This is a genomic window from Altererythrobacter sp. MTPC7, assembly GCF_042851395.1.
Taxonomy (GTDB): Bacteria; Pseudomonadota; Alphaproteobacteria; order Sphingomonadales; family Sphingomonadaceae; genus CAJXSN01.
This window is the reverse complement of sequence record NZ_BTGS01000006.1, coordinates 38,858-64,744: the sequence shown is the minus strand read 5'-3', so window position 1 is coordinate 64,744 and position 25,887 is coordinate 38,858. Positions and strand designations below refer to the sequence as shown.

General features: G+C 63.6%; 26 protein-coding genes. 11 read left to right on the top strand and 15 right to left on the bottom strand.

Annotated elements, in window-relative coordinates:
* Positions 1–43: 43 nt before the first annotated feature.
* Genes ACGHJ7_RS06825 through radA form a run of 3 tightly spaced genes read right to left on the bottom strand, consistent with a single transcriptional unit; the run spans position 44 to position 2,385 of the window.
* Positions 44–475, bottom strand: a complete 432-nt coding sequence (locus ACGHJ7_RS06825; protein ID WP_390475741.1) for an iron-sulfur cluster assembly scaffold protein — start codon at positions 473–475, stop codon at positions 44–46.
* Positions 472–1,005 (bottom strand): CvpA family protein, encoded by a 534-nt coding sequence (locus tag ACGHJ7_RS06820; RefSeq protein WP_390475739.1) that lies wholly within the window; start codon positions 1,003–1,005, stop codon positions 472–474. The genes ACGHJ7_RS06825 and ACGHJ7_RS06820 overlap by 4 nt, the downstream gene beginning before the upstream one ends.
* Before the next feature lie 12 nt (positions 1,006–1,017).
* On the bottom strand, positions 1,018–2,385 hold the full coding sequence (gene radA / locus ACGHJ7_RS06815; protein ID WP_390475737.1) for a DNA repair protein RadA: 1,368 nt from the start codon (positions 2,383–2,385) through the stop codon (positions 1,018–1,020).
* 71 nt (positions 2,386–2,456) lie between these two features.
* Here radA and ACGHJ7_RS06810 point away from each other — a divergent pair, with 71 nt between their 5' ends.
* Positions 2,457–4,793 carry a patatin-like protein gene (locus ACGHJ7_RS06810; protein ID WP_390475735.1) on the top strand — a complete coding sequence of 779 codons (2,337 nt, stop codon included), beginning with the start codon at positions 2,457–2,459 and terminating at the stop codon, positions 4,791–4,793.
* A gap of 4 nt (positions 4,794–4,797) precedes the next feature.
* Here the strand turns inward: ACGHJ7_RS06810 and ACGHJ7_RS06805 are convergent, their stop codons facing one another.
* The 3 genes from ACGHJ7_RS06805 to dnaK all read right to left on the bottom strand — a co-directional run bounded on the left by ACGHJ7_RS06805 (position 4,798) and on the right by dnaK (position 8,687).
* Entirely contained in the window at positions 4,798–5,436 is a 639-nt protein-coding gene (locus tag ACGHJ7_RS06805) for a DUF6445 family protein (RefSeq protein WP_390475733.1), read from the bottom strand.
* A gap of 116 nt (positions 5,437–5,552) precedes the next feature.
* Positions 5,553–6,662 carry a molecular chaperone DnaJ gene (gene dnaJ / locus ACGHJ7_RS06800; RefSeq protein WP_390475731.1) on the bottom strand — a complete coding sequence of 370 codons (1,110 nt, stop codon included), beginning with the start codon at positions 6,660–6,662 and terminating at the stop codon, positions 5,553–5,555.
* A gap of 93 nt (positions 6,663–6,755) precedes the next feature.
* Positions 6,756–8,687, bottom strand: a complete 1,932-nt coding sequence (gene dnaK, locus ACGHJ7_RS06795; RefSeq protein ID WP_390475729.1) for a molecular chaperone DnaK — start codon at positions 8,685–8,687, stop codon at positions 6,756–6,758.
* 167 nt (positions 8,688–8,854) lie between these two features.
* Between dnaK and ACGHJ7_RS06790 the strand changes: the two genes are divergently transcribed.
* The gene (locus ACGHJ7_RS06790; protein ID WP_390475727.1) at positions 8,855–9,331 is read left to right on the top strand and encodes a copper chaperone PCu(A)C; all 477 of its coding nucleotides are present in this window, start codon (positions 8,855–8,857) and stop codon (positions 9,329–9,331) included.
* A gap of 1 nt (position 9,332) precedes the next feature.
* Positions 9,333–9,866 (top strand): vgr related protein, encoded by a 534-nt coding sequence (locus ACGHJ7_RS06785; RefSeq protein WP_390475726.1) that lies wholly within the window; start codon positions 9,333–9,335, stop codon positions 9,864–9,866.
* A 3-nt stretch (positions 9,867–9,869) separates the two neighbouring features.
* Here the strand turns inward: ACGHJ7_RS06785 and ACGHJ7_RS06780 are convergent, their stop codons facing one another.
* The 3 genes from ACGHJ7_RS06780 to hrcA form a co-directional block, all read right to left on the bottom strand.
* Complete coding sequence (locus tag ACGHJ7_RS06780) at positions 9,870–10,163, bottom strand: hypothetical protein (protein ID WP_390475724.1); 294 nt, start codon at positions 10,161–10,163, stop codon at positions 9,870–9,872.
* Between the two features lie 71 nt (positions 10,164–10,234).
* Entirely contained in the window at positions 10,235–10,849 is a 615-nt protein-coding gene (gene grpE / locus ACGHJ7_RS06775; RefSeq protein ID WP_390475723.1) for a nucleotide exchange factor GrpE, read from the bottom strand.
* 18 nt (positions 10,850–10,867) lie between these two features.
* Positions 10,868–11,908 (bottom strand): heat-inducible transcriptional repressor HrcA, encoded by a 1,041-nt coding sequence (hrcA, locus tag ACGHJ7_RS06770; RefSeq protein WP_390475721.1) that lies wholly within the window; start codon positions 11,906–11,908, stop codon positions 10,868–10,870.
* A 105-nt stretch (positions 11,909–12,013) separates the two neighbouring features.
* Between hrcA and rph the strand changes: the two genes are divergently transcribed.
* Together rph and rdgB are read left to right on the top strand one after the other, a co-directional pair.
* The gene (gene rph / locus ACGHJ7_RS06765) at positions 12,014–12,727 is read left to right on the top strand and encodes a ribonuclease PH (protein WP_390475719.1); all 714 of its coding nucleotides are present in this window, start codon (positions 12,014–12,016) and stop codon (positions 12,725–12,727) included.
* Between the two features lie 62 nt (positions 12,728–12,789).
* Positions 12,790–13,413, top strand: a complete 624-nt coding sequence (rdgB, locus tag ACGHJ7_RS06760; protein ID WP_390475716.1) for an RdgB/HAM1 family non-canonical purine NTP pyrophosphatase — start codon at positions 12,790–12,792, stop codon at positions 13,411–13,413.
* Between the two features lie 6 nt (positions 13,414–13,419).
* On the opposite strand, the gene ACGHJ7_RS06755 is transcribed toward rdgB, so the two are convergent.
* Positions 13,420–14,001 carry a CAP domain-containing protein gene (locus tag ACGHJ7_RS06755; RefSeq protein WP_390475714.1) on the bottom strand — a complete coding sequence of 194 codons (582 nt, stop codon included), beginning with the start codon at positions 13,999–14,001 and terminating at the stop codon, positions 13,420–13,422.
* A gap of 37 nt (positions 14,002–14,038) precedes the next feature.
* Here ACGHJ7_RS06755 and hemW point away from each other — a divergent pair, with 37 nt between their 5' ends.
* Positions 14,039–15,190: a radical SAM family heme chaperone HemW gene (hemW, locus tag ACGHJ7_RS06750; RefSeq protein WP_390475712.1), complete on the top strand. Its 1,152-nt coding sequence runs from the start codon at positions 14,039–14,041 to the stop codon at positions 15,188–15,190.
* Entirely contained in the window at positions 15,187–16,086 is a 900-nt protein-coding gene (locus ACGHJ7_RS06745) for a tyrosine recombinase XerC (protein WP_390475710.1), read from the top strand. Before hemW ends, ACGHJ7_RS06745 begins: the two co-directional genes overlap by 4 nt.
* A gap of 25 nt (positions 16,087–16,111) precedes the next feature.
* On the opposite strand, the gene ACGHJ7_RS06740 is transcribed toward ACGHJ7_RS06745, so the two are convergent.
* The 4 genes from ACGHJ7_RS06740 to rsmI are packed head-to-tail and all read right to left on the bottom strand — an operon-like array spanning position 16,112 to position 18,961.
* Positions 16,112–16,717, bottom strand: coding sequence for a DedA family protein (locus ACGHJ7_RS06740; RefSeq protein ID WP_390475708.1), 606 nt, complete (start codon positions 16,715–16,717; stop codon positions 16,112–16,114).
* Positions 16,718–16,765: 48 nt separating this feature from the next.
* Positions 16,766–17,746, bottom strand: a complete 981-nt coding sequence (gshB, locus tag ACGHJ7_RS06735; protein WP_390475706.1) for a glutathione synthase — start codon at positions 17,744–17,746, stop codon at positions 16,766–16,768.
* A gap of 10 nt (positions 17,747–17,756) precedes the next feature.
* Positions 17,757–18,107, bottom strand: coding sequence for a YraN family protein (locus tag ACGHJ7_RS06730; RefSeq protein WP_390475703.1), 351 nt, complete (start codon positions 18,105–18,107; stop codon positions 17,757–17,759).
* Positions 18,104–18,961: a 16S rRNA (cytidine(1402)-2'-O)-methyltransferase gene (gene rsmI, locus ACGHJ7_RS06725; RefSeq protein WP_390475701.1), complete on the bottom strand. Its 858-nt coding sequence runs from the start codon at positions 18,959–18,961 to the stop codon at positions 18,104–18,106. The genes ACGHJ7_RS06730 and rsmI overlap by 4 nt, the downstream gene beginning before the upstream one ends.
* A gap of 28 nt (positions 18,962–18,989) precedes the next feature.
* Between rsmI and ACGHJ7_RS06720 the strand changes: the two genes are divergently transcribed.
* Together ACGHJ7_RS06720 and parE are read left to right on the top strand one after the other, a co-directional pair.
* A complete protein-coding gene (locus ACGHJ7_RS06720; protein ID WP_390475699.1) occupies positions 18,990–20,171 on the top strand; it encodes a penicillin-binding protein activator in 1,182 nt (393 codons plus the stop codon).
* A gap of 77 nt (positions 20,172–20,248) precedes the next feature.
* Entirely contained in the window at positions 20,249–22,240 is a 1,992-nt protein-coding gene (gene parE / locus ACGHJ7_RS06715; protein WP_390475697.1) for a DNA topoisomerase IV subunit B, read from the top strand.
* Positions 22,241–22,292: 52 nt separating this feature from the next.
* Here parE and ACGHJ7_RS06710 read toward each other — a convergent pair whose 3' ends face one another.
* A complete protein-coding gene (locus ACGHJ7_RS06710; protein WP_390475694.1) occupies positions 22,293–23,525 on the bottom strand; it encodes an alpha/beta fold hydrolase in 1,233 nt (410 codons plus the stop codon).
* Positions 23,526–23,615: 90 nt separating this feature from the next.
* Here ACGHJ7_RS06710 and ACGHJ7_RS06705 point away from each other — a divergent pair, with 90 nt between their 5' ends.
* Together ACGHJ7_RS06705 and ACGHJ7_RS06700 are read left to right on the top strand one after the other, a co-directional pair.
* On the top strand, positions 23,616–24,899 hold the full coding sequence (locus ACGHJ7_RS06705; RefSeq protein ID WP_390475692.1) for a serine hydrolase: 1,284 nt from the start codon (positions 23,616–23,618) through the stop codon (positions 24,897–24,899).
* Between the two features lie 128 nt (positions 24,900–25,027).
* Entirely contained in the window at positions 25,028–25,876 is an 849-nt protein-coding gene (locus ACGHJ7_RS06700) for an AAA family ATPase (RefSeq protein WP_390475690.1), read from the top strand.
* Positions 25,877–25,887 lie beyond the last annotated feature (11 nt).

Below are 25,887 nucleotides of genomic sequence, written 5' to 3'. Positions count from 1 at the left end.
CGTGACCTACCCTCCCCCTGGCGCGTCGCCTGACGGATTAGCCCTATCCGTGCGCGTTGCAAAGCGCGTCGGAAAACGCTCTCCACGGTAGCAAGATTGCCCCATGCCTGCCGGGATAGTCGCGCGCAGCGGCAATCGGTGCAAGATCGATGCACTCCGGCAGACGAGCGTCTCCGGCGAGCCATCGTTCGACGGCCTCGCCTGCATCCGTCACTTCCGATACGGGGCGACGATCGATCCACTGCGCAAACAGGGCGGCGCTCGCCTGTCCGACGGCGCAGGCCTGCACCAGCATTCCCGAAGCGGATATTTCGTCATTCGCAATTTCGAGATCGAGGGCGAGTTTGCTTCCGCACGTGGCGGACCTGGCCTCGCCGTGCAGGGCCAATTCCGGCCGCGGCGGGAATTCGGCCAGCTGTGTGGCCAGATGAAGCATTTCCGGGGTGTACAGTTTCCCCGCAGGACGAGCGGTCATTCCGCGCCTTCTGCCGCAGCTTCCCCAGCTTCACGCAAATTGGCCCGGCGCGCAGCGATAAGCGGCACGAGCTCGTTAGTGGCCGCGTTGATCGCGGGATAGGTACGCGCGGTCGCAATCCATGCCGGGCGTCCGGTAACGCTCCACGTTTCGTCGAAGGTGAGGGCGATGAGGCAGAAGCCGAAAACTGCAATCAGCGCACCCTTCGCCAGTCCCGTGGCAAAGCCCAGAACGCGGTCGAAAGGCTTGAGTTCGGAGCCGCCATTATCGGCCGCTGCCAGACCTATGATGATCTTCATCCCGATATAGGGGATCAGCAGCAGCAAGGCGAAGCCCAGCAGCGCCGACAGCGTCGAGGATGCGATGTAGCCGAGCAGCAGGGAATACAGCGGATAATGCAGGTAGTGAATGCAGAATGCCGCCAGGAACCACACGGACAGCGACAGCACTTCCTGCACCAGTCCGCGCATGAATCCGCCGATTGCCGCAACGCCGACAATTACGATCACGATGATATCGAAACCCGTCATTCAAACGGGCTATTATTGGCTGCCCATGATGCGGTCAACGAGATTGGAGAGCTGGCGGAGCCCATCATAACGCAGGCCATCCGGTACATCGTCGATACCGTGCGGACCGAATGCGACGTCGAAACCCAGCTTTGCCGATTCCCGCATCCTGAGGCTGGCATGGGATACGGGCCTGATTTCCCCGCCCAGCGACACTTCGCCAAAAAAGGTCGAGCGGTTAGGCAAGGCCTTGTCGGCGAGAGCGCTGATCAGGGCGGCGGCAATCGCCAGGTCGGCGGCAGGATCGGAAAGGCGGTAGCCGCCGGCGATGTTGAGATAGACTTCCGCAGAGCTGAAATTCAGGCCGCAGCGCGATTCCAGCACGGCGAGCAGCATCGCCAGGCGGCCGCTGTCCCAGCCCACGACTGCACGGCGCGGCGTAGCCCCCGATTGCAGCCTGACGATGAGCGCCTGCGCCTCGACCAGCACCGGACGCGTCCCCTCCAGCGCGGGGAAGACCGAACTGCCTGCCAGAGGCTCGTCCCGGCCCGAGAGGAACAGCATGGAGGGGTTCGCGACTTCTTCCAGCCCCGCCCCCGCCATGGCGAACACGCCGATTTCATCCACCGCACCGAACCGGTTCTTGAGCGCGCGCAGGATGCGGTATTGGTGGCTGCGTTCACCCTCGAAGCTCATGACGACGTCCACCATGTGTTCCAGCACGCGGGGGCCGGCAATCGTGCCATCCTTCGTCACATGGCCAACCAGCACGAGGGCGACGCCGTTCTCCTTGGCGTAGCGGATCAATTCGAAGGCGCAGCCCCGGACCTGGCTGACCGTGCCCGGCGCGCCTTCGATGGTGTCCGAATGCATAGTCTGGATCGAATCGATCACCAGCAGCTTGGGCGCGTCCATCCTGCCAAGCGTCGTCAGTATGTCGCGCACCGACGTCGCCGCTGCGAGGCTGACGGGAGCGTCCGCAAGGCCAAGCCGCGCCGCGCGCAGCCGAACCTGGCCCGCCGCTTCCTCGCCGCTGACATACACCGCGTGCCCGCCATCTTTCGCAACGGCGGCTGCTGTTTGCAGCAGCAGCGTAGATTTCCCGATCCCGGGATCGCCGCCCATAAGGATGGCACTGCCCGGCACCAGTCCGCCGCCCAGTGCGCGATCGAACTCCGCAAGGCCGGTGGGCTGGCGGACAGGCATCTCTCCGGGTTTGTCCAGCGGAACAAACGACACGGCCCGGCCGCCGCTCGACAAATCGTGCTTCTGAGAGAACACCGTCGCAGGCGCGTCCTCCACCAGCGTGTTCCATTCCGCGCAATCGGGACACTGCCCCTGCCAGCGCGGGGAGACCGACCCGCAGGCCTGGCAGATATATCGTTTCTTCGGCTTCGCCATGTATCGGGCCGTAAACAGAACATTGGGGGAACGCAATTGCCTTCGCGGCCTATCCCCTGCACAAGGCGGGCATGGGGCAGAAAGAACTCCGGATTGCCCTTGTCTGCTACGGCGGCGTCAGCCTCGCCGTGTATATGCACGGTGTCACGAAAGAGATATGGAAGCTCGCACGGGCCAGCCGCGCCTTCCATGACGATGACCGGGTCTCGGGCGGTTCGGAAGATGTCTATGTCCGCCTGCTCACCCATTTACGAGACGAAGCGGGACTGTCCTTGCGCGTTCTGCCCGACATCCTCACCGGGGCAAGCGCCGGCGGCATCAATGCGGTTTTCCTGGCGGAGGCAATCCATTCGGGACGGTCGCTCGAGCCGCTCACCGAACTGTGGCTGGACAATGCGGATATCGACCGCCTGACGGACAAGGATGCGCGCCCCGTCTGGCGGTATGCCAAATTGTGGGCGCAGCCCCTCGCGGAATATCTGCTGCGCCGTCCCGGAAATGCCGTCAGCGAGAGCGTCGCGCCGGAAACGCGGGAAGAGGTGCGCACGAAGGTGTCCCGCCTGATCCGCGGACGCTGGTTTCAGCCTCCGTTCTCCGGGCTCGGCATGTCCCGCCTGCTGCACGATGCATTGCAGGCCGTGGCGGGCAGTCAGGCTGCACCTCCCCTGCTTCCGCCGGGCCATCCCATCGATTTGTTCGTGACCGCCACGGATTTCGGCGGTCATCTCGAGATGCTGCGATTGAACAGTCCGCCCGTCGTCATGGAAAGCGAGCACCGCATGCCGGTCTCGTTCACCGCGCGCGTGCCGCTGGAGGCGGGAAAGTCGCTGGCGGATCCTTACGAGCTGACCTTCGCGGCGCGCGCGACCTCCAGTTTTCCAGGCGCATTTCCTCCTCTGCAGGTGGACGAGATCGACAGGCTGGCAAGCGAGACCGGTGATGACTGGCATGGCCGCGATGCCTTTCTCCAGCGGGTCATGCCGGTGCATTCAGATCGCGGCACGGCCGGTGCGGTCAATCTGATCGACGGCGCGGTTCTGGTGAATGCCCCGTTCGCTGGCGCTATCGAGGCTTTGCGAGGCCGCCCCGCCCACCGCGAAGTCGACCGCCGCTTCGTCTATATCGATCCCCGCCCCGAACGCTTCGGCAGCGACAATCCCGGTGCAGAGGCCGCGGTTAAAGGGGACGCCGGTCCGGTCGGCTTTTTCTCCGCCATTTTCGGCTCCCTATCCACCATCCCGCGCGAACAGCCGATCCGCGACAATCTGGAAGCGCTGGAAAAGCAATCGCGCGAAGCTTCGCGGCGGCGCGATATCGTGTCCGGCATGCGCCCTGCCGTGGAGGATGCGGTCGACAAGCTGTTCGGCCGAACCCTGTTCCTGAACCGCCCTACCCCGCGCCGACTGAAAAACTGGCGTAACCGGGCCCAGCAGGCGGCAGCGGAAAATGCCGGGTTCGCCTACCACCCCTACGCCCAGACGAAGTTCAACGGCATTCTGGAGCGGCTCGCGTCCCTGGCCCTGTCCAGCGCTCCTTCGCTCGCCATTCCCGATACGCAGCCTCTGGTCGCGTCGCTCAGGGGCGAGCTGGAGCGGCGGGGCCTGACATCGCTGGGCAGCGACAGCGGCGGTGCGAACGATGCCGCCATCGCGTTCTTCCGGGCCCACGACCTCGGCTTTCGTATCCGGCGCTTGCGATTGCTGGCGCGTCGCGCGTCCCGCGAATGGGATGCCGATCCAGACATCGACGATTCCGCAACGGATGACGCCCGCTCGGCAATCTACGACATCCTGTCGCTGTATTTCGACCGCGAGGCGACGGCCCATTTGGGCGACGACTTTGCCCATGCCGCCGCCAACGTGATGGAAGCGCCCGGGCAGGTGCTCGACCTGCTGGCAGAGCGGCATCTGCTTCCCGAACTGGACCTGAAGGCAGAGGAAATGCTCTCGGCCGCGCTCACGCAGATGCCGGAGAACCTGCGGCGCAAGATGCTGCTGACCTATCTCGGCTTTCCCTATTACGATATCGCCACACTGCCGCTTCTGGGGGCCGACGGCCTGACCGAATTCGATCCGGTGAAGGTCGACAGGATCAGCCCGGAGGATGCCCGGTCGATCAGGGAGGGCGGAACGGCCGCCACCCTGCGTGGGACGGAGTTCTATAATTTCGGCGCGTTCTTCAGCCGGGCCTACCGCGAGAACGATTATCTCTGGGGGCGACTGCACGGCGCGGAACGGATGGTCGACCTCGTGTGCTCAACGCTCGAGAATCCGATACTGGACAGCGTATGCAGCGCTTACAAGCGTGAGCTCTTCCTGGCGATCCTCGATGAAGAACGCGGCAGGCTGACCGCCGACCCTTCACTGATCGACGCCATCGAATCGGAAATCCGCGAACGTTTGCCCTGATGGTTCAGGCAGGCAGCGGTCCGGCCCTGTCGAAGAAGAGAAGCATGGCGAGACGGCCGCTTTCCAGGTCGGTGCCGAATCCGGGTGCGGCGGTGTGGAACAGCCATGGCGAGAACAGGATCAGGCGGTTGAACCGAATCGGTACGCGCATCGTGCGCTGCCATTTGGCGGGGTGGTTCGTGTCCCTGTTCACCACCTCTTCGAACACGGCGTTTATGTCGCGAAAACCCTTTGCGCGCGCATCTTCCAGCGTCGGCGGCACACGGTCGATACCGGTACGCTTGTGGCGAAAGAAGTCCGTTCCCCCTGCGCCGGGCCGGTCGCAGTCTTCGGGGCGCGAGAGATACAGGATGCCGGAATAGAATGCGGGGTCGCAGTGGACGCCGCTTTTCCCCTTGTCCGTTTTCAGCGTGATCCTGCACCGGCCATGACTGGTGTCGGGGGTGCCCGTCACCTGAACCCCGATCTGGCGCGACACCGCTTCTTCCAGCGTCCTAGTCGGCAGTGCGGTGGCCGAATTGCGACCGGGAAAGTTGCTGCGATTGACCTCGCTGTCGTAATCGAGCGCGAGAGCGGCGCGCCGGACTGCATGCGGATCGGCAAGAAAGTCGTCGATGATCGTGAGGGACGGCAACACGGCCATGTTCGAGGCTCCCCTTTCGCTGCAGCGCTTCCCTGCCAATCATGACAGATCAGAAGGTGATACGGAAATAGCGCGGCAGGGCAATGTGCCCGTGACCACGCTGGATTGCCCGCGCCTTATGCGCCGAGCGCACCTTTCAGCTTGTCGAAGAAGCCCTGGGCTGCCGGACATTCCGCGCCGGTCTCCGTTTCGCGAAATTCCTTGAGCAGTTCCTTCTGTGCCTTGGTCAACTTCGTCGGAGTCTCGACCAAGATTTCGACGACGAGATCGCCGCGCCCCCTGCCCTGGAGGACCGGCATGCCCGCCCCCCGCTTGCGCAGTTGCCGGCCCGATTGGATGCCAGCGGGAATGTCGATCGTGTTCGTCGAGCCGTCGAGATCGGGAATGTCGACCGATCCGCCGAGCGCCGCGGTAGTGAAGCTGATCGGAACGCGGGTCAGCAAGGTCGTGCCTTCGCGCTCGAAGAAATCGTGCTGGGCGACGTGGATGAAGATATAGAGGTCGCCCGGAGGCGCGCCGCGCGGACCCGCTTCGCCCTTGCCCGACAGGCGGATCCTCGTGCCCGTATCGACGCCAGGGGGGATTTCGACATCGAGCGCCTGCGGTTTGTCGACACGCCCCTCGCCGCGGCATGTGCTGCACGGATCTTCGAGGACTTCACCGCGTCCATGACAATTGGGACAGGGCCGCTCGACGACGAAGAAGCCCTGGTTTGCGCGGACCTTGCCGTAGCCGTTGCACAGATTGCATCCACGCGTCCCGGTGCCGGGTTCCGCGCCGGAGCCGTTGCAGGTGTCGCATTGCTGCGAAACCTCGATCTCGATCTGGGTCTTCTTTCCGTCGAACGCCTCCTCCATGCTGACCTGCATGTCGTAGCGAAGGTCCGCACCGCGCGCCTGCCGCTGGCGTCCACCACCGAAGCCTCCGCCGAAAATGGTCTCGAAGATGTCCCCGATATCGCCGAAATCGGCATGGCCCCCGCTGCCCATTCCGCCCTGCTGGAAGGCGGCGTGGCCGTACTGGTCGTAAGCTGCGCGCTTCTGCGGGTCCTTCAGGACTTCATAGGCGGCACCGACAGCCTTGAACTGCGCCTCTGCTTCGGGATCGCCCGGATTGCGGTCGGGATGATGCTTCATCGCCAACTTGCGATATGCGCTTTTCAGCGTAGCGGCATCGGCCCCTCGGTCGACGCCAAGCAATTCGTAGAGGTCGGTTTCGGTTGCCAATGAATATCCCCGTCCGGATCGGCCTGTTTTCAAAACGTCAGCCGCCGCCGATGCTCGGTGGCATCGGCGGCGGCCAGGGTTCGCATTCGAGCCTTAGCTCTTTGCGTCTTCGTCGACTTCGGAGAACTCCGCATCGACGACGTCTTCGTCGGCCTTGCCGCCATCGGCAGCATCGCCGCCCGCAGGGGCATCGGCAGACGCACTGGCCTGCTCCTGCTCATAGATCTGCTGACCCATCTTCATGGCGACTTCGGTCAGCTCCTGCGACTTTGCAGAGATCGCGTCGGCATCGTCGCCTTCCAGGGCAGTCTTCACCTCGGCAATCTTCGCCTCGACATCGGACTTCAGGCCGGCGTCGATCTTGTCGCCGTGTTCCTCAATCTGTTTTTCCGTCGCGTGGACAAGGCTGTCGGCCTGGTTGCGCGCTTCCGCGCTTTCACGCCGCTTCTTGTCCTCTTCGGCAAACTTCTCGGCATCCTGGACCATCTGGTCGATGTCGGCCTCGTTGAGGCCGCCCGACGCCTGGATCTTGATCGTCTGTTCCTTGCCGGTGCCCTTGTCCTTGGCGGACACGTTGACGATGCCGTTCGCGTCGATGTCGAAAGTGACTTCGATCTGGGGCACGCCGCGCGGGGCCGGAGGAATGCCGACGAGGTCGAAATTGCCGAGCAGCTTGTTATCGGCTGCCATTTCACGCTCGCCCTGGAAAACGCGGATCGTCACGGCCTGCTGGTTGTCCTCGGCAGTCGAATAGGTCTGCGATTTCTTGGTCGGGATCGTCGTGTTGCGGTCGATCATGCGGGTGAAGACGCCGCCAAGCGTTTCGATGCCCAGCGACAGCGGGGTGACGTCGAGCAACAGCACGTCCTTGACGTCGCCCTGCAGGACGCCGGCCTGGATCGCTGCGCCCATGGCGACGACTTCGTCCGGGTTCACGCCGGTGTGCGGTTTCTTGCCAAAGAACTCCTCGACCACTTCGCGCACCTTGGGCATGCGGGTCATGCCGCCCACGAGGATGACTTCGTCGATCTCGCTCGCCTTCAGGCCGGCATCGGCCAGAGCTTTCTTGCTCGGCTCGAGCGTGCGCTTGATGAGGTCGCCCACCAGCTGCTCCAGCTTGGAACGGGTAATCGTCTCGACGAGGTGGAGCGGCGTCGTGTTGCCGTCTTCCATGCGCGCCGTGATGAAGGGCTGGTTCACTTCGGTCTGCTGCGCGCTGGACAGTTCGATCTTCGCCTTCTCGGCGGATTCCTTCAGGCGCTGCAGCGCGAGCTTGTCCGAACGAAGGTCGATGCCCTCCTTCTTCTTGAACTCGTCCGCGAGATATTCAACGATCGCGTTGTCGAAGTCCTCACCGCCGAGGAAGGTGTCGCCATTGGTCGACTTCACCTCGAACACGCCGTCACCGATTTCAAGAACCGAGACGTCGAACGTGCCGCCGCCAAGGTCGTAGACGGCGATGGTCTTGCCGTCTTCCTTGTCCATACCATAGGCAAGCGCAGCTGCGGTCGGCTCGTTGATGATACGCAGGACTTCTAGACCGGCGATCTGGCCGGCATCCTTGGTCGCCTGACGCTGTGCATCGTTGAAATAGGCGGGCACCGTGATGACGGCCTGCTTCACGTCTTCGCCCAGATAGCTCTCGGCGGTTTCCTTCATCTTCTGCAGGATGAAGGCGGAAATCTGGCTGGGGGAGTATTCCGTGCCACCGGCCTCGACCCAGGCGTCGCCACCCTTGCCGTTGACGATGTCGTACGGGACCATGTCCATGTCCTTGTTGGTCAGCGGATCATCGAACCGGCGACCGATCAGGCGCTTGATGGCAAACAGCGTGTTGTCCGGATTAGTCACCGCCTGACGCTTTGCAGGCTGGCCGATCAGACGCTCGTTATCCTTGGTGAAGGCAACGATGGACGGCGTGGTCCGCGCGCCTTCCGAATTCTCCACGACCTTGGGCTTGCCTCCGTCCATGACAGCAACGCAGCTATTGGTGGTGCCAAGGTCGATACCGATCACTTTACTCATTGATACCCCATTCATTTCAGTATGTTGGACACCGCGTTTAAGGCCCCCCGTCAGTGGCAGGGCCCCGTTACGGCTCGATTATGGGAGCGATATAGGAGGGCTTTTCCTTGGCACAAGGGAGGTAGCGGGCTAGGCCCGCTTCAAGACGGTTTGACGGAGAAATTTCAGTGAAAAAATGGGCATTGGCGCTGGCGTTGGGTGTGGCAGGTACGGCCATCTCGAGCTGCGGCGAAACGGCAGAGGCACCGGCAGGCGATGTCGAGGCCGTACCCGGCCTGACGGTCGAGAATGCCCGCCTGGTGCTCCCGCCGGTGAGCGGCAACCCGGCCGCGATCTACATGGACGTGCGCTATTCCGGCGAACGCTCCACCACTCTGCGCGCGGTATCGGTCGAGAAGTCCGAAAACGCGGAACTGCACGAGACGTCGGAATGGAACGGCGGGATGGTCATGGGCGAAATGGGCCCCCTCCTGCTGAATGACGGTGACGAGGTATCGTTCGAGCCGGGCGGCAGGCACATCATGGTGTTCGGCCTGGAGGACGATGTTGCCGAGGGACAATCGCTCGAAGTGACGCTGACCGTCGTGGGCGGAGACAAGACCTCGTTCGAGGCGGAAGTCGTCGCTGCCGGAGCAGACCGCTAGGGTGCACGGCCCTGACCTGGAAACCGATGCCGACCATGCGGCGGCGGATTTCTGTCCTGTCGGCGGCGAACGGCGCCTGACCGACGGGGAAACCGCCCTCGCCCGGTCGATATTCGGCAATGCGATCGATTACCGCAAAGTCACCATTCGCCGCCGCAAATGGGCTTTCTTCCAGCCGCGGAACGTGACGATGGCCCCGCGCGGGCATCTTCATTTTCACCCCAGGGGCGAAAGCTATTGCGAGGATTTCGCCGCAGCACCGTGGCAGCGGCAGGGACTATTCATCCACGAAATGACCCATGTCTGGCAGACCCAGTCGAAAGGCGATTGGTATCTGCCGCTGCACAGGCATCCGTGGTGCCGATACGACTACGCCCTGAAACCGGGTCGCTCGCTGGAGCAGTACGGGATCGAGCAGCAGGCTGAAATCGTCAAACACGCCTTCTTGCTGAGGCGCGGGATAAAGCTTGCCGGGGTTGCCGACGCGAAGGCCTACGACCTCCTCGTCCGCTTCCCCGGCAGCGACAAGATCTGACCGTCAGTAGCGCGGATCGGCGGGATAGCCCCGCGTGCCGAAGCAGTCGTCGTCCAGGTAGCGGTCATTGTTGTAACCGTCGCACCGGTCGTTCTTGTCGACGAAATAGCCGGCAAGTCCGCCAGCGGCAGCGCCCGCAAGCGCATAGGTCGCGATATCGCCGCCCGTAATGGCAGCGATCCCGGCGCCGGCGGCAGCGCCCGCAAGGCCGCCTTCGGCTGCATAGTTCTCGGCGCAAGCGCTCAGTGAAAGGGCGCTGACCATGGCAACTGGCGCGAGCATCATCTTCTTGTTCATAAATATCTCCTCTGCGAACCCACCACTAGCTAGACTAGCGCAGGTCGCATCGGTTCCGCAGGAAGATTGGCTCAGTCCGGCTTTTTCGCGACACCGACCATCGCAGGCCTCAGCAGCCGATCCTTGATCATGTAACCGGACTGCATTTCCTGCACGATCGTGCCCGGCTCCGCATCCGCCGTGGGGACTTCCATCATCGCCTGATGGACATTGGGGTCGAGCGGAAGGCCCTTTGCAGCAACGCGGGTTACGCCGTGCTGGCCCAGAACCTTGTCCAGTTCGCGGCGCGTCGCCTCGATCCCGGCCACCAGCCCCTTGAACTTGTCATCTTCACGCAGCGCTTCAGGAATGGAATCGACGGCGCGGGCAAGATTGTCGGCAACGGACAGGATGTCGCGTGCAAAGCCGGTCGCGGCATAGGTCCGCGCATCGGTGACATCCTTCTCCATCCGGCGGCGGACGTTCTGCGTGTCGGCGCGCGCGTAGAGAACTTCCTGTTTCGCTTCTGCCAATTCGCCGCGAAGCGCCTCGATCGCGTCGCTCAGGCTCTCGCCTTCTTCGCCATCGGATGCGTTTTCAGGCTCGTCTGCTCCATCGTCACGAAGATGCTCCGGCACACCTTCCATCTCTTTCTCGATCTCGGCGTCGACCTTGGCTTCTTCCGTCTTGTTCGTGTCATCCATCATGGGTGAGTATGTATCCGTTTATCCGATGAGTTTGCCCAGCGATCGGGCCGTGAAATCCACCATGGGCACGACCCGTGCGTAATTCAACCGCGTCGGCCCGATCACGCCCAGTACGCCCACGACCTTCCCCTCGCGATCGCGATACGGAGAGGCGATGACGGAAGAGCCACTCAAGGCGAACAGTCGGTTTTCGCTGCCAATGAAGATCCGCGTCGCGTCCGCGTCCCGTGCGCTTTCGAGAAGCCCTGCAACCGAGTGCTTGCTTTCCAGATCGTCGAGCAGGGAGCGCACCCTTTCCAGGTCCTCCATCGCGGCTTCATCCAGCAGGTTGGCCTGCCCGCGCACGATCAGCACGGGTCGGTGAGAGGCATCCTCGCTCCAGACCGCGATCCCGCGTTCGACCAGGTCGCGGCTAGCCTCGTCGAGAGCCGTGCGGCCACTTGCGAGCTCCTGCCGGATTGCATCGCTCGCCTCGGGAAGTGTCCGGCCCGCAAGGTGCGACGATATGTAATTGCCGACCTGTTCCAGCACGCTGGCCGGCGTATTGCCGACGTCCATCACGCGGTTCTCGATCTGGCCGTCTTCCCCGACCAGCACGGCGAGCGCGCGGCCCTTGTCGAGCGGGACGATCGTAACCTGCGAAAGACGGGGGTCGCGGCGCGGCACCAGGACCATTCCGGCTGCGCCGCTGATATCGGACAGCATGGCGCTGGTCGCCTCCAGCGCTTTCTCGATGGGACCGGACGCCTCTAGTCGCTGCTCTATCGCCAGGCGTTCCTCGCGCGTCGGTTCTGCGACCTGCATCATGCCGTCGACGAAGATGCGCAGGCCCGTTTCGGTCGGCATCCGGCCCGCACTGGTGTGAGGAGCCGCGAGAAGGCCGACCTGCTCCAGTTCCGCCAGCACGGACCGGATCGAAGCAGGCGAGAGGTCGAGGCCCCCCTCCCGGGCCAGCGTCTTCGACCCGACGGGTTGTCCGCTATCGAGATAGCCCTCGACCACGAGCTGGAAAATCAGCCGTGCGCGGTCTGTCAGTTCGAGAAGCGGTGGAGAAGCCATGTCGCCTTCCGAGATAGCGCGCAAAGTCCGGTCCGCAAGCTTGCAAGCCGGTGGTGCATGCGCCTATCGCGGCGCGAAACATTGCCACCCCTTCCGGAGAAACCCATGCGACCTTCTGGCCGCGCGCCCGATGAAATGCGCGCCATCACGATCGAGACCGGCTACACCAAGCACGCGGAGGGATCGTGCCTGATTTCCTTCGGCGAAACGAAGGTCCTCTGCACGGCGTCTGTCGAAGAACGCATCCCGCCGTGGCTGCGGGGCAAGGGCGAAGGCTGGGTCACCGGCGAATATTCGATGCTTCCCCGCGCCACGCATACCCGCGGCAGCCGCGAAGCTGCACGCGGGAAGCAGTCCGGCCGGACGCAGGAAATCCAGCGTCTGATCGGGCGATCCCTGCGCGCCGTGGTCGATCTGAAAAAGCTGGGCGAGCGGCAGATTACCCTCGATTGCGACGTGATCCAGGCCGATGGCGGGACGCGTACCGCCTCGATCAGCGGCGCATGGGTCGCACTGCGCCTCGCGGTCAACGGTCTCATGGAGGAGAAACTGATTTTCGAGGACCCGATTACCGCGAAAGTTGCGGCGGTTTCCTGCGGCATTTATCAGGGTACGCCGGTTCTCGATCTCGACTATCCGGAGGACAGCAATGCCGACGCCGATGCCAACTTCGTCCTGATCGAAGGCGGCAAGATTGCGGAAGCGCAGGCAACGGCCGAAGGTGCGCCTTATGACGAGGAAGCGTTCCTGCGCCTCCTTCGCCTCGCCCAGATGGGCTGTGCGGACATTTTCAAGGCGCAGGATCAGGCTATCGGCTGACCAGGTGCATTCCCCGGTTCGATGTCCGGACCGGGGACCATTGAAGGAAGGATGCGGCGTTCATGAGCAGGCTGGGTAGCGGTTCCCTCGTCATTGCGACGCATAATACGGGGAAGCTGAAAGAGATATCGGCCCTGCTCGATCCCTATGGGGTGAAATGCATCTCGGCCGGTTCACTCGGCCTGCCAGAACCGGCGGAGACCGGCACGACCTTCGCCGAGAACGCCCTGATCAAGGCGCGCGCCTCGGCAGAGGCGTCGGGCATGGCCGCGCTTGCCGACGACAGCGGCCTGAGCGTGGACGCGCTGGGCGGGCGTCCCGGCGTCTACACCGCCGACTGGGCGGAGCGGCAATGGTTCGAAGGCGAAGCCGGGCGCGACTGGTTCATGGCGATGGGCAAGGTCGAGGGGCTGCTGCAGGCACAGGGGCCGGACGCTTCACGCGCCTGCGCCTTCCACTGCGTCCTGGCGCTCGCCTGGCCGGACGGAGAGCATGCGGTGTACGAGGGCACGGCGCCCGGATCGCTCGTCTGGCCGCCCCGGGGGGAACTGGGCTTCGGCTACGATCCGGTATTCGTACCGGAAGGGCGGGAGCAGACATTCGCAGAGATCGATCTGGCGGAAAAGCATGCGATTAGCCACCGCGCCGATGCCTTTGCAAAGCTGGTCGCCGACCAGTTCGGCTAAGCTTCGTCAGGGTATCGCCACGCCGCGCCAATTGCCCGACGGCATATAACGGCAAACCAGCACGTCGTTCTGCGAATTGTTGGCAATTGCGCAGCCGACCTCCTGCGTGTCCTTCCAGATGATCTGGGTGTAATGCCCGACATCGATCCAGTTGCCGGTGGTCGATACATCGGGGAACACGCCCGGCTTGAAGTACCGCTCTTCGCTGAGGAAGGCGTCGATCATCGCCCTGGTCGAATAGAAGCCGGTCGTGCCGATCCATAAATTCTCGCCTGCGCCCTTTCGCGCTTCTGCGCTGGCATGCTCGATCATGTTCTTTTCCGCCAGCACCGCGGCATAACGCGCGGCGTCATCCTGCAACGGGGCACTCCAGCGCAGCGGCGGCGCGCCGACTTTCTGCCGCGCGTCATTATGCGCGCCCAGCAGGCTTTGAGCGAACATGTTGATCTGCTGCGCGGCAGCGGCGGGTTCGGCGGGCCGCACAAGCGGCGTGCCGGTTTCGGCCGAGGTCTGCGCGTCCTGTGCCATTGCCGTTTGGGCACCGAGGAGCAGCGCAGCAGCGGTAAGCACCGGTTTGATCGAACGCATCTTGACTTCCTTTCCCGGGCAGCGCGAGGGTCCGCCCATGGCCCGAGCCTTATACATCCATTGGCCCTTTTGCCTGAAGAAATGTCCTTACTGCGACTTCAACAGTCATGTGAGGGCCGAGGTGGACCATGCTCTCTGGCAGGATGCCTTGCTAGCGGATATGCGCCACGAGGCCGATGCGGCGGGCGGCGAGCCGCTGGAATCGATCTTTTTCGGCGGAGGCACGCCCTCCCTGATGCCACCGCACCTCGTCGCCGCCTTGCTGACAGAGGCGGAGCGCCTTTGGGGTTTTGCGCCGGGCATGGAAATCACGCTGGAAGCAAACCCGACGAGCTTTGAAGCGGACAAGTTCGCCGAGCTCGCACACGCCGGGGTCAATCGCGTATCGCTTGGTATCCAGTCCCTCGAGCAGGATGCGCTTACCTTTCTGGGACGTGAGCACTCCGTCGAAGAAGCGCTGTCCGCGCTGGACCATGCGCAGGAGCTTTTCGGTCGCGTCAGCTTCGACCTCATCTACGCGAGGCCGAGACAGTCTGCGGACGCATGGGCCGAAGAACTGCGCCGCGCGATCGCGTTCGGCACATCCCATCTCTCCCTTTATCAATTGACGATCGAGCCCGGCACCCGGTTCGCGACCGATGTGAGGACTGGTTCGTTCGAACCGATGGACGGCGACGACGCGGCAACGCTCTTCACCGTGACACAGGAAATGACCGCGACTGCCGGGCTACCGGCCTATGAAATCAGCAACCACTCCGCCCCGGGACAGGAAAGCCGGCACAACCTGACCTATTGGCGATACCGCGACTATTGCGGCGTTGGACCGGGCGCGCATGGCCGGCGCGGGGGTCGCGCTACGCAGCGGCACAAGAAGCCGGAGAACTGGCTGTCTGCCATCGAGAACCAAGGGCACGGCATAGCGGAAGAACAAGCGCTCGATCGGCGGGAACAGGCGTCGGAAGCCTTGTTGATGGGCCTGAGGCTGCGCGAGGGGATCGACCTTGTTGCGCTTGGCGTTCGGACTGGGTTCGCGAGTGGCGAGCTCATCGTGCCCGACAAGGCCGCGCTCTACACGGACCTCGGCCTGCTGTGGCGGGACGGCGACCGCGTTGGCTTGACACAGGCGGGGATGCCCCTGCTCGACGGTCTCCTCGGCGAATTGGTGCCGGGCGACCTCGTCGGCGCATGAGGGAGCCATCGGTGCTGGAGCGCTGGGAACAGCATCTCGCGGTCGACCTGCGGCGATCGCCCCACACCGTCAGGGCCTATGGAACGGCGGCCCGCAGGCTGGCCGAAGCGCTGGGACTGGCAACATTCGAAACGGTTGCGGGCCTCGATGCAGGTGCTGTACGGCGCCATCTGGCCATGCGGCGCAGCGAGGGGTTGTCCAATGCCTCTGCCGCGCGGGAACTCTCCGCGATCAAGGCCTTCATCCGCTTCGCCAGGGCCGAAACCGGTGCGGCGGAAACGGACGCCCCCCGGCTCCGGGGACCGCGGATCAAGAAAGGGCTGCCCCGCCCTGTCACGCCCGATGAAGCAATCGGACTTGCGGAGAGGATCGAGAGCGACGCATCCGAAGGATGGGTCGGCGCGCGTGACCGGGCTGTCGTACTTCTGCTCTACGGAGCGGGACTGCGCGTGGCAGAGGCGCTTTCCCTGTCGGCAGACGTCCTCCCGCTCGGCGAGACGCTGCGTGTCACCGGCAAAGGCAGGAAGCAGCGCGTGGTGCCTATTCTGCCGCAAGTGCGCGACGCCGTCGATGCCTATGCGCGGGTATGTCCGTTCACGCTGCAGGCCGACGAACCTCTTTTTCGCGGCGTGAAAGGCGGGCGCTTGTCGCAGGGAATGGTGCAAAAGGCGACGGCCCGGGCTCGTCGTTCGCTCGGACTGCCGGAAACCGCAACGCCGCACGCGATGCGGCACAGTTTTGCAACGCACCTCCTTGGCGAAGGAGCGGATTTGCGAAGCCTTCAGGAACTGCTGGGCCATGCCAGTCTCGGCTCGACCCAGATATACACGAGGGTCGATGCGGCGAAGATGCTGGAAGCGTATCGCGGCGCGCATCCGCGTGAACGCGACGACTGACTACGGCACCGAAGCGCTCAGCGCCTCACCTATCCGCGCGCGGTTTCCATGTGACGAGGCGCAGGACATAGCCCGCCACGGCCAGCACCATGATCGCGACGATCACTCCGCTGACGATATTGTCGATGTCGGAGAAGGTCCGGGACAGCCACTGGGTCCCGACGATCAGCATGACATTCCACAGCGCCGCGCCGGCTGCCGTGAACAGCAGAAACTTGAGCGTGCCCATATGCGCGAGGCCCGCGGGCAGGGAAATCATCGTCCGCATGATCGGAGTGGCACGAAGGATGAACACCACCCATTGCCCGTGCTTCCGGAAGAAATCGGAGGCGCGCTCCACGTCTTCCCATTCCATGGTGAGCCACCTGCCCCAGCGGTCGATGAACGGCCCCAGCCTTTCATAGCCCCACTTGTCGCCTGCCCAGAACCACACGTAATTGCCCAGGGTCGTCCCGATCGTGCCGGCGATCAGAAGCGGCCAGAAATCCATGCTGCCACGTTCGATGGCAAGCGCCCCTGCGCCCATGATCGCTTCCGAGGGCATGGGCGGAAAGATGTTTTCCAGCGCCATCAGGATCGCGACCCCCGCGTAGCCGAGGCGCTCGATCAGGCTGACAACAAAATCGTCCATGGCTGACAAATGCGCGAGATGCGTCGACGTGCCTCGGAAATCAGCCGGTCAGGCGGCGGCGACCATTGCAGCATGGCGACGTTCGACCGCGTCGAGGATTGCGCCGACCGTATCGCTGCCGTTGAACCGGTCGATTGCCACGATCCCGGTCGGGCTGGTCACGTTTATCTCCGTCAGCCATTTGCCGCCGATCACGTCGATACCCACGAAGGTGAGGCCCCGGCGCGCCAGTTCCGGACCCATGGCCGCGCAGATTTCTTCCTCGCGCGCGGTCAGGGTCGCCGCTTCGGCATAGCCGCCCTGCGCGAGGTTGGAGCGGAATTCGCCCTCCCCCGGCTTGCGATTGATGGCACCGGCAAACTCTCCGTCGACCAGCACGATGCGCTTGTCGCCCTCGCTCACTTCGGGGAGGAAAGGCTGGACCATGTGCGCCTCCGGCCATGTCTGGTTGAACACCTCGAACAGGGCAGAAGCGTTGGTCCCGTCGGCGTCGAGCTTGAAGATTGCCTTGCCGCCATTGCCGTGCAGCGGCTTCACGACGATGGCGCCGTGCTTCTGCTGGAACGCGCGCACCTCGTCCATGGTGCGCGCGATCAGGGTCGGCGGCATGAACTGCGCGTAATCCAGAACGAACATTTTCTCAGGAGCGTTCACGACCTCGCGCGGGTCGTTCGATACCAGCGTCTGCCCCTTGAGCCTGTCGAGAAGCAGCGCCGCGCTGATATAGCCAAGGTCGAAAGGCGGGTCCTGCCGCATCAGGATGACGTCCATATCATGCGCGAGGTCCACCTGCAGGGGATCACCCATGGTGAAATGGTCGCCCTCTACGCGCCGCACCTCTACCGGTGCGGCATGGGCGGTAATCCTCCCGCGAGGGGTTCCATCGGATTCCCAGGCCAGCGTGCCGACATCGTAATGGAAGATCTCGTGGCCGCGCGCCTGCGCCCCCAGCATCAGGGCAAAGCTGGAATCGCCCGCGATCTTCACACTTTCCATCGGGTCCATCTGGACAGCTATTCGCAGGGTCATCTGTTGTTTCCTAAGGTTGCCAGGCGTTGGCGATGTGGCGTGGCAGGGTGGCCGGTGCAAGCAGGATTACGTCGACCCGGATATCCTCCCCCTCGGCCGCATATTCATGCGCGATGCAATCCACCGCCGCCGCCACGCGCGAAAGGCGGCGTTCGTCTATCGCATGGTCGAGGTCGGCGGCGTTGCGGCGCCATTTGACCTCAACGAAGGCCACGACGCCGCCGCGCTTTGCAATCAGGTCTATCTCGCCGCGCGGCGTTTTCTTCCGCCGTGCCAAGATACGCCAGCCCTTGGCTTGCAGCCACAGCGCCGCGCGGGTTTCCCCGTCCCGGCCCTGCTTCTCCGCCTTCTGACGCTTCACTGGTTCTTGAGCTCCAGCGCCCGGGCATACAGTGCCTTGCGATCGCTACCCGTCATCCGGGCCACGCTTGCCGCTGCCTGCGAGGCTTTCATCTGGCCCATGGCATTCCGCAACAGCGCGTCCACGTCGTGCTGGACCATGTCGGGATCTGCGGGCCCGATCATGAGGACGATCTCGCCTTTCGGAGGGTGCGTCTCGTAATAGGCAACAAGTCCGTCAGGCAGGCCGCGTCGGCATTCCTCGTGCAGCTTCGTGAGTTCGCGGCCCACGGCAATATCGCGCGCGCCCAGCACCTCGGAAATGGCCGCCAGGCTCTTCAGCAACCGCGGACCGGTTTCGTAGAAAACCAGCGTCGCATCGATCCCGCCCAGTTCCTCCAGCACATCTTTGCGAGCCTTGTACTTCGAAGGCAGGAACCCGGCGAACAGGAACCTGTCATTGGGCAAGCCCGACAGCGTTAGTCCCGCCACGGCAGCGCACGCCCCCGGCAGGGTGGTCACGGCAATCCCGGCTTCCCTGCAATCGTTGACCAGCCGGTAGCCCGGATCGCTGACAAGCGGCGTTCCGGCATCGCTGACCAGCGCGACCGCACGGTCGTGCATCGACGCGACCAGCCGCGCACGGTCTTTCTCGCCTGCGTGATCGTCGTATCGCCAGAGCGGTTTCGACAGGCCGAGATGCTTCATGAGCTTGCCGGTGACGCGCGTATCCTCGCACGCGACGCCGTCGCACCGCGCCAGTATATCGGCGGCGCGCATGGTGATGTCACCGAGATTGCCAATCGGCGTAGCGACGATATACAGCCCCGCGGGAAGGGGTTCGGTCTGGCTGGTCCTTTCCACGAATACGCCCATGAACCACGCAGCGAGGGAGTGGCAAGTTATGAAGGGTTTCAATCTGGGCAAGCGCGCGTTTGTCGTCGCTGGCACAGCGGCCCTGCTGGGCGGCTGCCAGATCATTCCGGGCGCCCCTTCGTCCGCTCCGCCTCCTCCCGAAGCTGCACCGACCACGCCTGCACCGGAACCGAGCGCGACCGCCCTGCCCTCCGGCGATACCGAGCGTCACCGGGTCGCACTGCTGGTGCCGATGTCGGGTGGAAACGCGAATGTGGGCCAGTCGATCGCCAATGCGACGACCATGGCGATCCTCGACACCGATGCGAGCAATCTGCGGATCACCACCTACGATACGTCGACGGGCGCACGCGAGGCTGCCCGCCGCGCGGTCAATGACGGCAACAAGCTGATCCTGGGTCCGCTGATGGCGGAGAATGTCCCGCTGGTCCTGGCAGAGGCGCGGGCTGCCGAAGTCCCCCTGATCTCTTTCTCGAACGATAACGAGGTAGCCGGCCCGGACGTATTCGTGATGGGTCATCTGCCCACCCAGTCGATCCGCCGGTCGGTTGAATATGCCCGCAGCAGGGGTGCGCGAAACTTCTCCATCCTTGCACCCGAAGGCGAATATGGCCGCCGGGCCGAGGCGTCGCTGGCATCGGCCCTGCGCGATACCGGTGGGGGCCTGGTTTCGACCGAGCGCTATTCCCGCGGGAATACCTCCATCATCAGCGCAGCGCAGCGCCTGCGGCAGGCTGGAGGGTACGATGCCGTCGTTCTCGCGGATAATGCGCGCTTCGCGGAAAGGGCTGCAGGAGTCCTGAAGCCGTCCGGTCAGGGCGCCACCCAGCTGATCGGCACCGAACTGTGGAGCGGCGAAAGCTCCGTCACCCGGTCGGCCCCGCTGCGGGGCGCCATCTTCTCGTCCGTGTCTGATGCGCGGTTCAAGCGCTTTTCCGAAAGCTATCGCGACCGCTTCGGAAGCCAGCCCTTCCGCGTTGCAACGCTGGGCTACGATGCCGTGCTGCTGACGCTGAGGGTCGCACGTGACTGGCGGGTCGGTCGCGCTTTCCCCGTGCGCGATCTTCGCGATGACGGCGGGTTCCTCGGTCTGGACGGGGCCTTCCGGTTCGAGCGCAGCGGCGAGGTCGAGCGCGCGATGGAAGTCCGGCAGGTCCGCGACGGATCGGTCGTCATCCTCGATCCTGCGCCCGAGCGTTTCGGCGGCTGAGCAATCTCCACCGATTTAGGCGTAAAACGCCGCACAGCCGCTTGTGACGTCGAAGGCGCGGCCCCATAGCTGTTGTCATGTCTGACGATCTTTTCGAAGGTACGCCCACTTCAAGCGGCGATTACGATTCCTCCTCGATCGAGGTCCTCGAAGGGCTGGAGCCGGTACGTCGCCGGCCCGGCATGTATATCGGGGGCACCGACGATCGGGCCCTGCACCACCTGGTCGCAGAAGTGCTCGACAACGCGATGGACGAAGCCGTTGCGGGCCATGCCAGCCGGATCGAATTGACGGTCGAGGAAGGCAACAGGGTCACGGTGGCCGATAACGGGCGCGGCATACCGGTGGACGAGCATCCCAAATATCCGGGCAAGTCCACGCTCGAGGTCATCCTGTCGACGCTGCATTCGGGTGGCAAGTTCTCGGGCAAGGCCTACGCCACCAGCGGCGGCCTGCACGGCGTCGGTGTCAGTGTGGTCAACGCCCTGTCCAGCCTGACCCGGGTAGAGGTCGCGCGGGACAAGCAGCTTTACGCGCAGGAATTTTCGAAGGGACAGACGCTGGGGTCCATCCAGAAGCTCGGCCCCGTACCCAATCGGCGCGGCACGACCGTCACCTTCGTGCCGGATACCGAGATCTTTGGCGACCGGGCCTTCAAGCCCGCACGTTTGTTCAAGCTGGCCCGGTCGAAGGCGTACCTGTTTGCAGGCGTCGAAATCCGCTGGAAATGCGCCGAGGCGCTCGCCAGCGAGGACGTGCCCACCGAAGCGGTCTTCAAGTTCCCCGGCGGCCTTGCCGATCATCTGGCGGAACAGGTTTCCGGGCGCGAATGCGTTACCGCCGAACCTTTCACCGGCAGCCAGGATTTTCCCGATGACGAGGCTGGCATCGGACAGGGGCGCGTCGAATGGGCGATCGCGTGGCCGCTATGGTCGGACGGTTCGACCAGCTGGTACTGCAACACCGTGCCCACGCCCGATGGCGGCACGCACGAACAGGGTTTGCGCGCCGCGCTTACCAAGGGGCTTCGCGCATTCGGCGAGCTGACCGGAACAAAGAAGGCGAAGGACATTACCGCCGACGACGTGATGACCGGCGGTGAAGTCATGCTCTCCGTCTTCATCCGCGACCCCCAGTTCCAGAGCCAGACGAAGGACCGCCTGACTTCTCCGGAAGCGGCAAGGCTCGTCGAGAACGCCGTGCGCGATCATTTCGATCACTGGCTTTCGGGCAATATGGAACGCGGCAAGGCGCTGCTCGGCAGCGTCATGGAGCGAATGGACGAGCGCCTGCGACGCAAGCAGGAACGGGAAATCAAGCGCAAGACGGCGACCAATGCCAAGAAGCTGCGCCTTCCCGGAAAGCTGACCGATTGCAGCGGAGAAGGCGACGGCGAAACCGAACTGTTTATCGTCGAAGGCGATTCCGCGGGCGGAAGCGCCAAGCAGGCGCGCAACCGGAAGACCCAGGCCATCCTGCCGATCCGGGGCAAGATCCTGAATGTCGCCAGCGCCACGGCCGACAAGATCCGCGCCAACAGCGAGATTGCGGACCTGACGCTGGCCATGGGTTGCGGCACGCGAAAGGACTGCGACCCGGAAACGCTTCGCTACGACCGGATCATCATCATGACCGATGCCGATGTCGACGGGGCGCATATCGCGACGCTTCTGATGACGTTCTTCTTCCAGGAAATGCCGGAGATCGTGCGCGGTGGACATCTCTATCTCGCACAGCCCCCGCTCTATCGCCTGACCGCAGGCAAGGAGAGCCGCTATGCGCAGGACGAAGCGCATCGCGAAGAACTGGAGGCGACCGTTTTCAAGGGCAAGAAGGTCGATGTCGGACGCTTCAAGGGTCTGGGCGAAATGAACCCGCAGCAATTGCGTGAAACGACCATGGACCCCGACACGCGCAGCCTGATTCGCATCACCCTGCCGGCCGAACACGAGCAGCGTCACGCCGTGAAGGAACTGGTCGACCGATTGATGGGCCGCAATCCCGAACACCGGTTCAACTTCATCCAGAACCGGGCCGGGGAACTTGACCGGGATATGATCGACGCCTGACGCTGCAATCAGGGTGGTCGCCAGCTAACCCTTCGTCATGGTGAGGCGCGCGTCACCCTGCTTTTGTGTTTGCCGTGTGCGTATGGATATGCAGGTGGCCCTCCAGCGTCCGGTGGACGGGGCACTTGTCGGCGATTTCGATCAGCTTCGCCCGGTCGGCTTCTGTCAATCCGTCGCCCTCGATCGTGATGACGCGGTTTAGGGCCTGCATCTGAAGGCCTTCCTGCATTGCCTCCACGTGATCGCATTGCTCTTCGTGCTTGCGTTCATGGGTTACGTGGATGCTCACGCCTTCCAGGGGCATCTTCTTGCGGTCGGCATACATCTGCATCGTCATGACCGTGCAGGTGCCAAGCGCTGCATTGAGCAGGTCATAGGGCGTCGGGCCCGTATCGTCCCCGCCATAGCCGGTCGGCTCGTCGGCCACGAAGCGATGGCTCTTCGTATGGACCTCCGTGCCGAACCTGCCATTTCCGCTGCGGACCACCACCCCGTCTTCGGGCATCGGCCAGTCGCTTTTCAGCGGCAGGTAGCGATGGGCCCAGCCCGCAATGATGGCCGCAATGAAGGCGGCGTCTTCCGGCTTGGTCAGGAGATGATCCGCGCCTTCCAGGCTGACGAAGCTCTTGGGATGCCTGGCTGCCAGGAAGAGATGCGATGCATGGTCTATGGAAACCACCTGATCGGTCGGCGAATGGGCGATGAGTACAGGCAGCCGAAGCTTGCCGACTTCGGCCAGCAGATCGGTGCTGCGCGTCTTGTCGAGGAACTCGCGGCTCAGGCTGAAAGGCCGGCCACCGATCGTGACATCGCCCTGACCGTCTCGCTCGATCGCTTCGATGTCGCCCTTCACGTTATGCAGCACGTGCGGAACATCGGACGGGGCACCGATCGTTGCGATGGCCGCGACCTTGCCCGGGCCGATATCGTCGGCTGCGGCCAGAACCGCCGCCCCGCCAAGGCTGTGCCCGACCAGCAATATGCCATCACCGAACCTGTCGCAAAGGGCACGTGCCGCCGCGACGAGGTCCGCCACATCGCTTGCGAAACCAGCCCGGCCGAACTCTCCCTCACTCCCGCCGAGACCGGTGAAATCGAACCGCAAGGTTGCGATTCCCTCCCGCGCGAGTGCGCGCGCGACAGCCACTGCAGCACGGCTCTGCTTGGTGCAGGTGAAGCAATGGGCGAACAGGGCCGCGCCCCGCACCAGCCCGGTAGGCAATTCCAGAGAGCCTGACAGTTCATGGCCTGCATCGGTGGTGATCGCTATGGTCTCGGTCGGCATGAAATCTCCTTGTGGCAAGCGGGTGTAGCAGCCCGCCGCGCAAGAGCCAGACCCGTTGCATGTCGCGATGACTGCTCGCAAAAGACGGACATGAGAACGATCTGCCTGCCAATTGCCGCTTGCCTGCTGGGCATGTCATCCATCCCCGCGGCAGCGCAAGACGCGCCCGTTCCGCTAGAATTGGAAGCACGGGCGGAGGCGCTGGGCGATATCTTCCGCGGGAGCGGCGATGCCGAAACCCTCTTCGGCTCTCAATTCCTGGCAGAAGTGCCCCCCGATCGGTTCGCGCAGCTCGTGGTGCAAATCACGGCGCAATACGGTGAATTCGTCGATGTGGAGCGGGTCGATCCGCGCGGGCCCTTATTGGGGACAGTCTACCTGCACTTCGAGAATGCGATAGCGAGTGGCCCGATCACGCTCGACCCGAACCCGCCGCACAAGATTGCCGGCCTGATGCTTTCGAGCTTCACGCCGGTCGACGATTCGCTGGCCGATATCCGCGCTGACCTTGCAGACCTTCCGGGAACGGTCAGCGCGTACTTCGCCCCGCTCGGCCGACCTGACGATGCGACGCTCGATATCGGCAGTGACCGGCAGATGGCCATCGGCTCCACCTTCAAGCTCTACGTGCTTTCCGCCCTGGGGCGATCCATCGAGGCCGGCGAACGCGACTGGTCTGACGTTGTGACGATCGACATCCGCAGCTTCCCCAGCGGCACGATGCATCTGTGGCCTGAGGGCGCGCCCGCCACCCTGCAGACACTGGCCACGCAGATGATAGCCGGCAGTGACAACACCGCGACCGACGTGCTCATCGACGTGGTCGGACGCCGGGCAGTCGAGGCTGAAGTGATTGCCAGCGGGCATTCCCGGCCGTCCCGGCTCATTCCGCTTCTCTCGACGCTGGAACTGTTCGCGCTGAAAGGCAGTGAGACGAACCGGACCAGATGGCTGGCTGCGGACGAGGATCGCAGGCGGCGCATACTTGCCGATTTCCGCGACGATGTAGGCGGCGATCCTGAGAAGATCGTCCCGCCTCGCTTCAGCAGTCCGACGGCGATCGACACGATCGAGTGGTTCGCCAGCGGACGCGATATTGCAAGCATACTGGGCCGTATTACCCAACTGCGCGATCCCGTCGCCCGGAACATTCTCGCAGTCTACCCGGCCATGCCCGTCTCGCTGACCGAAGAGTGGAATTACACCGGGTACAAGGGTGGATCGGAACCGGGCGTATTGAACCTCACCTGGCTGCTGCGCGACTCCCGAAGCGAGTGGCACGTACTGACCATGTCGTGGAACAATCCCGATGCGGCGCTGGAGCATTCGAGGCTGGAATCGATTGCCCAGCGCCTCATGCGCATCGGACGCTAGGGAACGCTGACTTGCAAGGAAATCGGCCAATCGTTCGCGCCCGAACCGGGCCGATTGTCGCCCTTGCCCTTGCCCGAAGCGCTCGCTAGCCCACTCTCAAATTACAAGTTGCAATGGGATACCTGCTGATGACCGAACGTTTCGAAGGCACCGACGATTATATCGCGACAGACGACCTGAAGGTTGCGGTGGACGCTGCCGTCACCTTGCGCCGTCCGCTGCTGGTCAAGGGAGAGCCGGGCACCGGCAAGACCGTCCTCGCCCACGAAATCGCCAAGGCCATCGGCGCTCCGCTGATCGAATGGAACGTGAAATCGACGACGAAGGCGCAGCAGGGCCTGTACGAATACGATGCGGTCGCCCGCCTGCGCGACGGCCAGCTGGGTGACGAGCGCGTTCACGACATTTCGAACTACATCAAGAAGGGCAAGCTGTGGGAAGCGTTCACGTCCGAACAGCTCCCCGTCCTGCTGATCGACGAGATCGACAAGGCCGATATCGAGTTCCCGAACGATCTCCTGCAGGAGCTCGACCGCATGAGCTTCGACGTTTACGAAACGCAAGAGAGGGTCGAGGCAAACGAACGCCCGATCGTCGTCATCACCTCGAACAACGAGAAGGAATTGCCGGACGCCTTCCTGCGCCGCTGCTTCTTCCATTACATCAAGTTCCCCGACCGGGAGACGATGCAGGACATCATCGAGGTGCATTACCCCGACATCCAGAAGACGCTGGTGAAGAAGGCGATGGATGTCTTCTACGAAATCCGCGAAGTCCCGGGGCTGAAGAAGAAGCCCTCGACCAGCGAACTGCTCGACTGGCTGAAGCTTCTCATGAACGAGGACATGCCGCTCGAGGTCCTGCAAGATGCCAATCCGAACACGGCGATCCCCCCGCTGCACGGCGCGCTTCTGAAGAACGAGCAGGACGTGATGCTGTTCGAACGACTGGCCTTCATGTCGCGGCGCCAGACGTAAGGCGGGCCGGT

Coding starts and splice junctions, on each gene's coding strand:
- ACGHJ7_RS06780 (WP_390475724.1), bottom strand. CDS start 10,163: ATGAACAAGAAGATGATGCTCGCGCCAGTTGCCATGGTCAGCGCCCTT.
- ACGHJ7_RS06805 (WP_390475733.1), bottom strand. CDS start 5,436: ATGGCCGTGTTGCCGTCCCTCACGATCATCGACGACTTTCTTGCCGAT.
- ACGHJ7_RS06825 (WP_390475741.1), bottom strand. CDS start 475: ATGACCGCTCGTCCTGCGGGGAAACTGTACACCCCGGAAATGCTTCAT.
- ACGHJ7_RS06820 (WP_390475739.1), bottom strand. CDS start 1,005: ATGACGGGTTTCGATATCATCGTGATCGTAATTGTCGGCGTTGCGGCA.
- hemW (WP_390475712.1), top strand. CDS start 14,039: ATGGCCCGAGCCTTATACATCCATTGGCCCTTTTGCCTGAAGAAATGT.
- ACGHJ7_RS06810 (WP_390475735.1), top strand. CDS start 2,457: ATGGGGCAGAAAGAACTCCGGATTGCCCTTGTCTGCTACGGCGGCGTC.
- dnaK (WP_390475729.1), bottom strand. CDS start 8,687: ATGAGTAAAGTGATCGGTATCGACCTTGGCACCACCAATAGCTGCGTT.
- ACGHJ7_RS06700 (WP_390475690.1), top strand. CDS start 25,028: ATGACCGAACGTTTCGAAGGCACCGACGATTATATCGCGACAGACGAC.
- hrcA (WP_390475721.1), bottom strand. CDS start 11,908: ATGGCTTCTCCACCGCTTCTCGAACTGACAGACCGCGCACGGCTGATT.
- radA (WP_390475737.1), bottom strand. CDS start 2,385: ATGGCGAAGCCGAAGAAACGATATATCTGCCAGGCCTGCGGGTCGGTC.
- ACGHJ7_RS06745 (WP_390475710.1), top strand. CDS start 15,187: ATGAGGGAGCCATCGGTGCTGGAGCGCTGGGAACAGCATCTCGCGGTC.
- rsmI (WP_390475701.1), bottom strand. CDS start 18,961: ATGGGCGTATTCGTGGAAAGGACCAGCCAGACCGAACCCCTTCCCGCG.
- ACGHJ7_RS06705 (WP_390475692.1), top strand. CDS start 23,616: ATGAGAACGATCTGCCTGCCAATTGCCGCTTGCCTGCTGGGCATGTCA.
- grpE (WP_390475723.1), bottom strand. CDS start 10,849: ATGATGGATGACACGAACAAGACGGAAGAAGCCAAGGTCGACGCCGAG.
- ACGHJ7_RS06710 (WP_390475694.1), bottom strand. CDS start 23,525: ATGCCGACCGAGACCATAGCGATCACCACCGATGCAGGCCATGAACTG.
- gshB (WP_390475706.1), bottom strand. CDS start 17,746: ATGACCCTGCGAATAGCTGTCCAGATGGACCCGATGGAAAGTGTGAAG.
- parE (WP_390475697.1), top strand. CDS start 20,249: ATGTCTGACGATCTTTTCGAAGGTACGCCCACTTCAAGCGGCGATTAC.
- ACGHJ7_RS06720 (WP_390475699.1), top strand. CDS start 18,990: ATGAAGGGTTTCAATCTGGGCAAGCGCGCGTTTGTCGTCGCTGGCACA.
- ACGHJ7_RS06755 (WP_390475714.1), bottom strand. CDS start 14,001: ATGCGTTCGATCAAACCGGTGCTTACCGCTGCTGCGCTGCTCCTCGGT.
- rdgB (WP_390475716.1), top strand. CDS start 12,790: ATGAGCAGGCTGGGTAGCGGTTCCCTCGTCATTGCGACGCATAATACG.
- rph (WP_390475719.1), top strand. CDS start 12,014: ATGCGACCTTCTGGCCGCGCGCCCGATGAAATGCGCGCCATCACGATC.
- ACGHJ7_RS06740 (WP_390475708.1), bottom strand. CDS start 16,717: ATGGACGATTTTGTTGTCAGCCTGATCGAGCGCCTCGGCTACGCGGGG.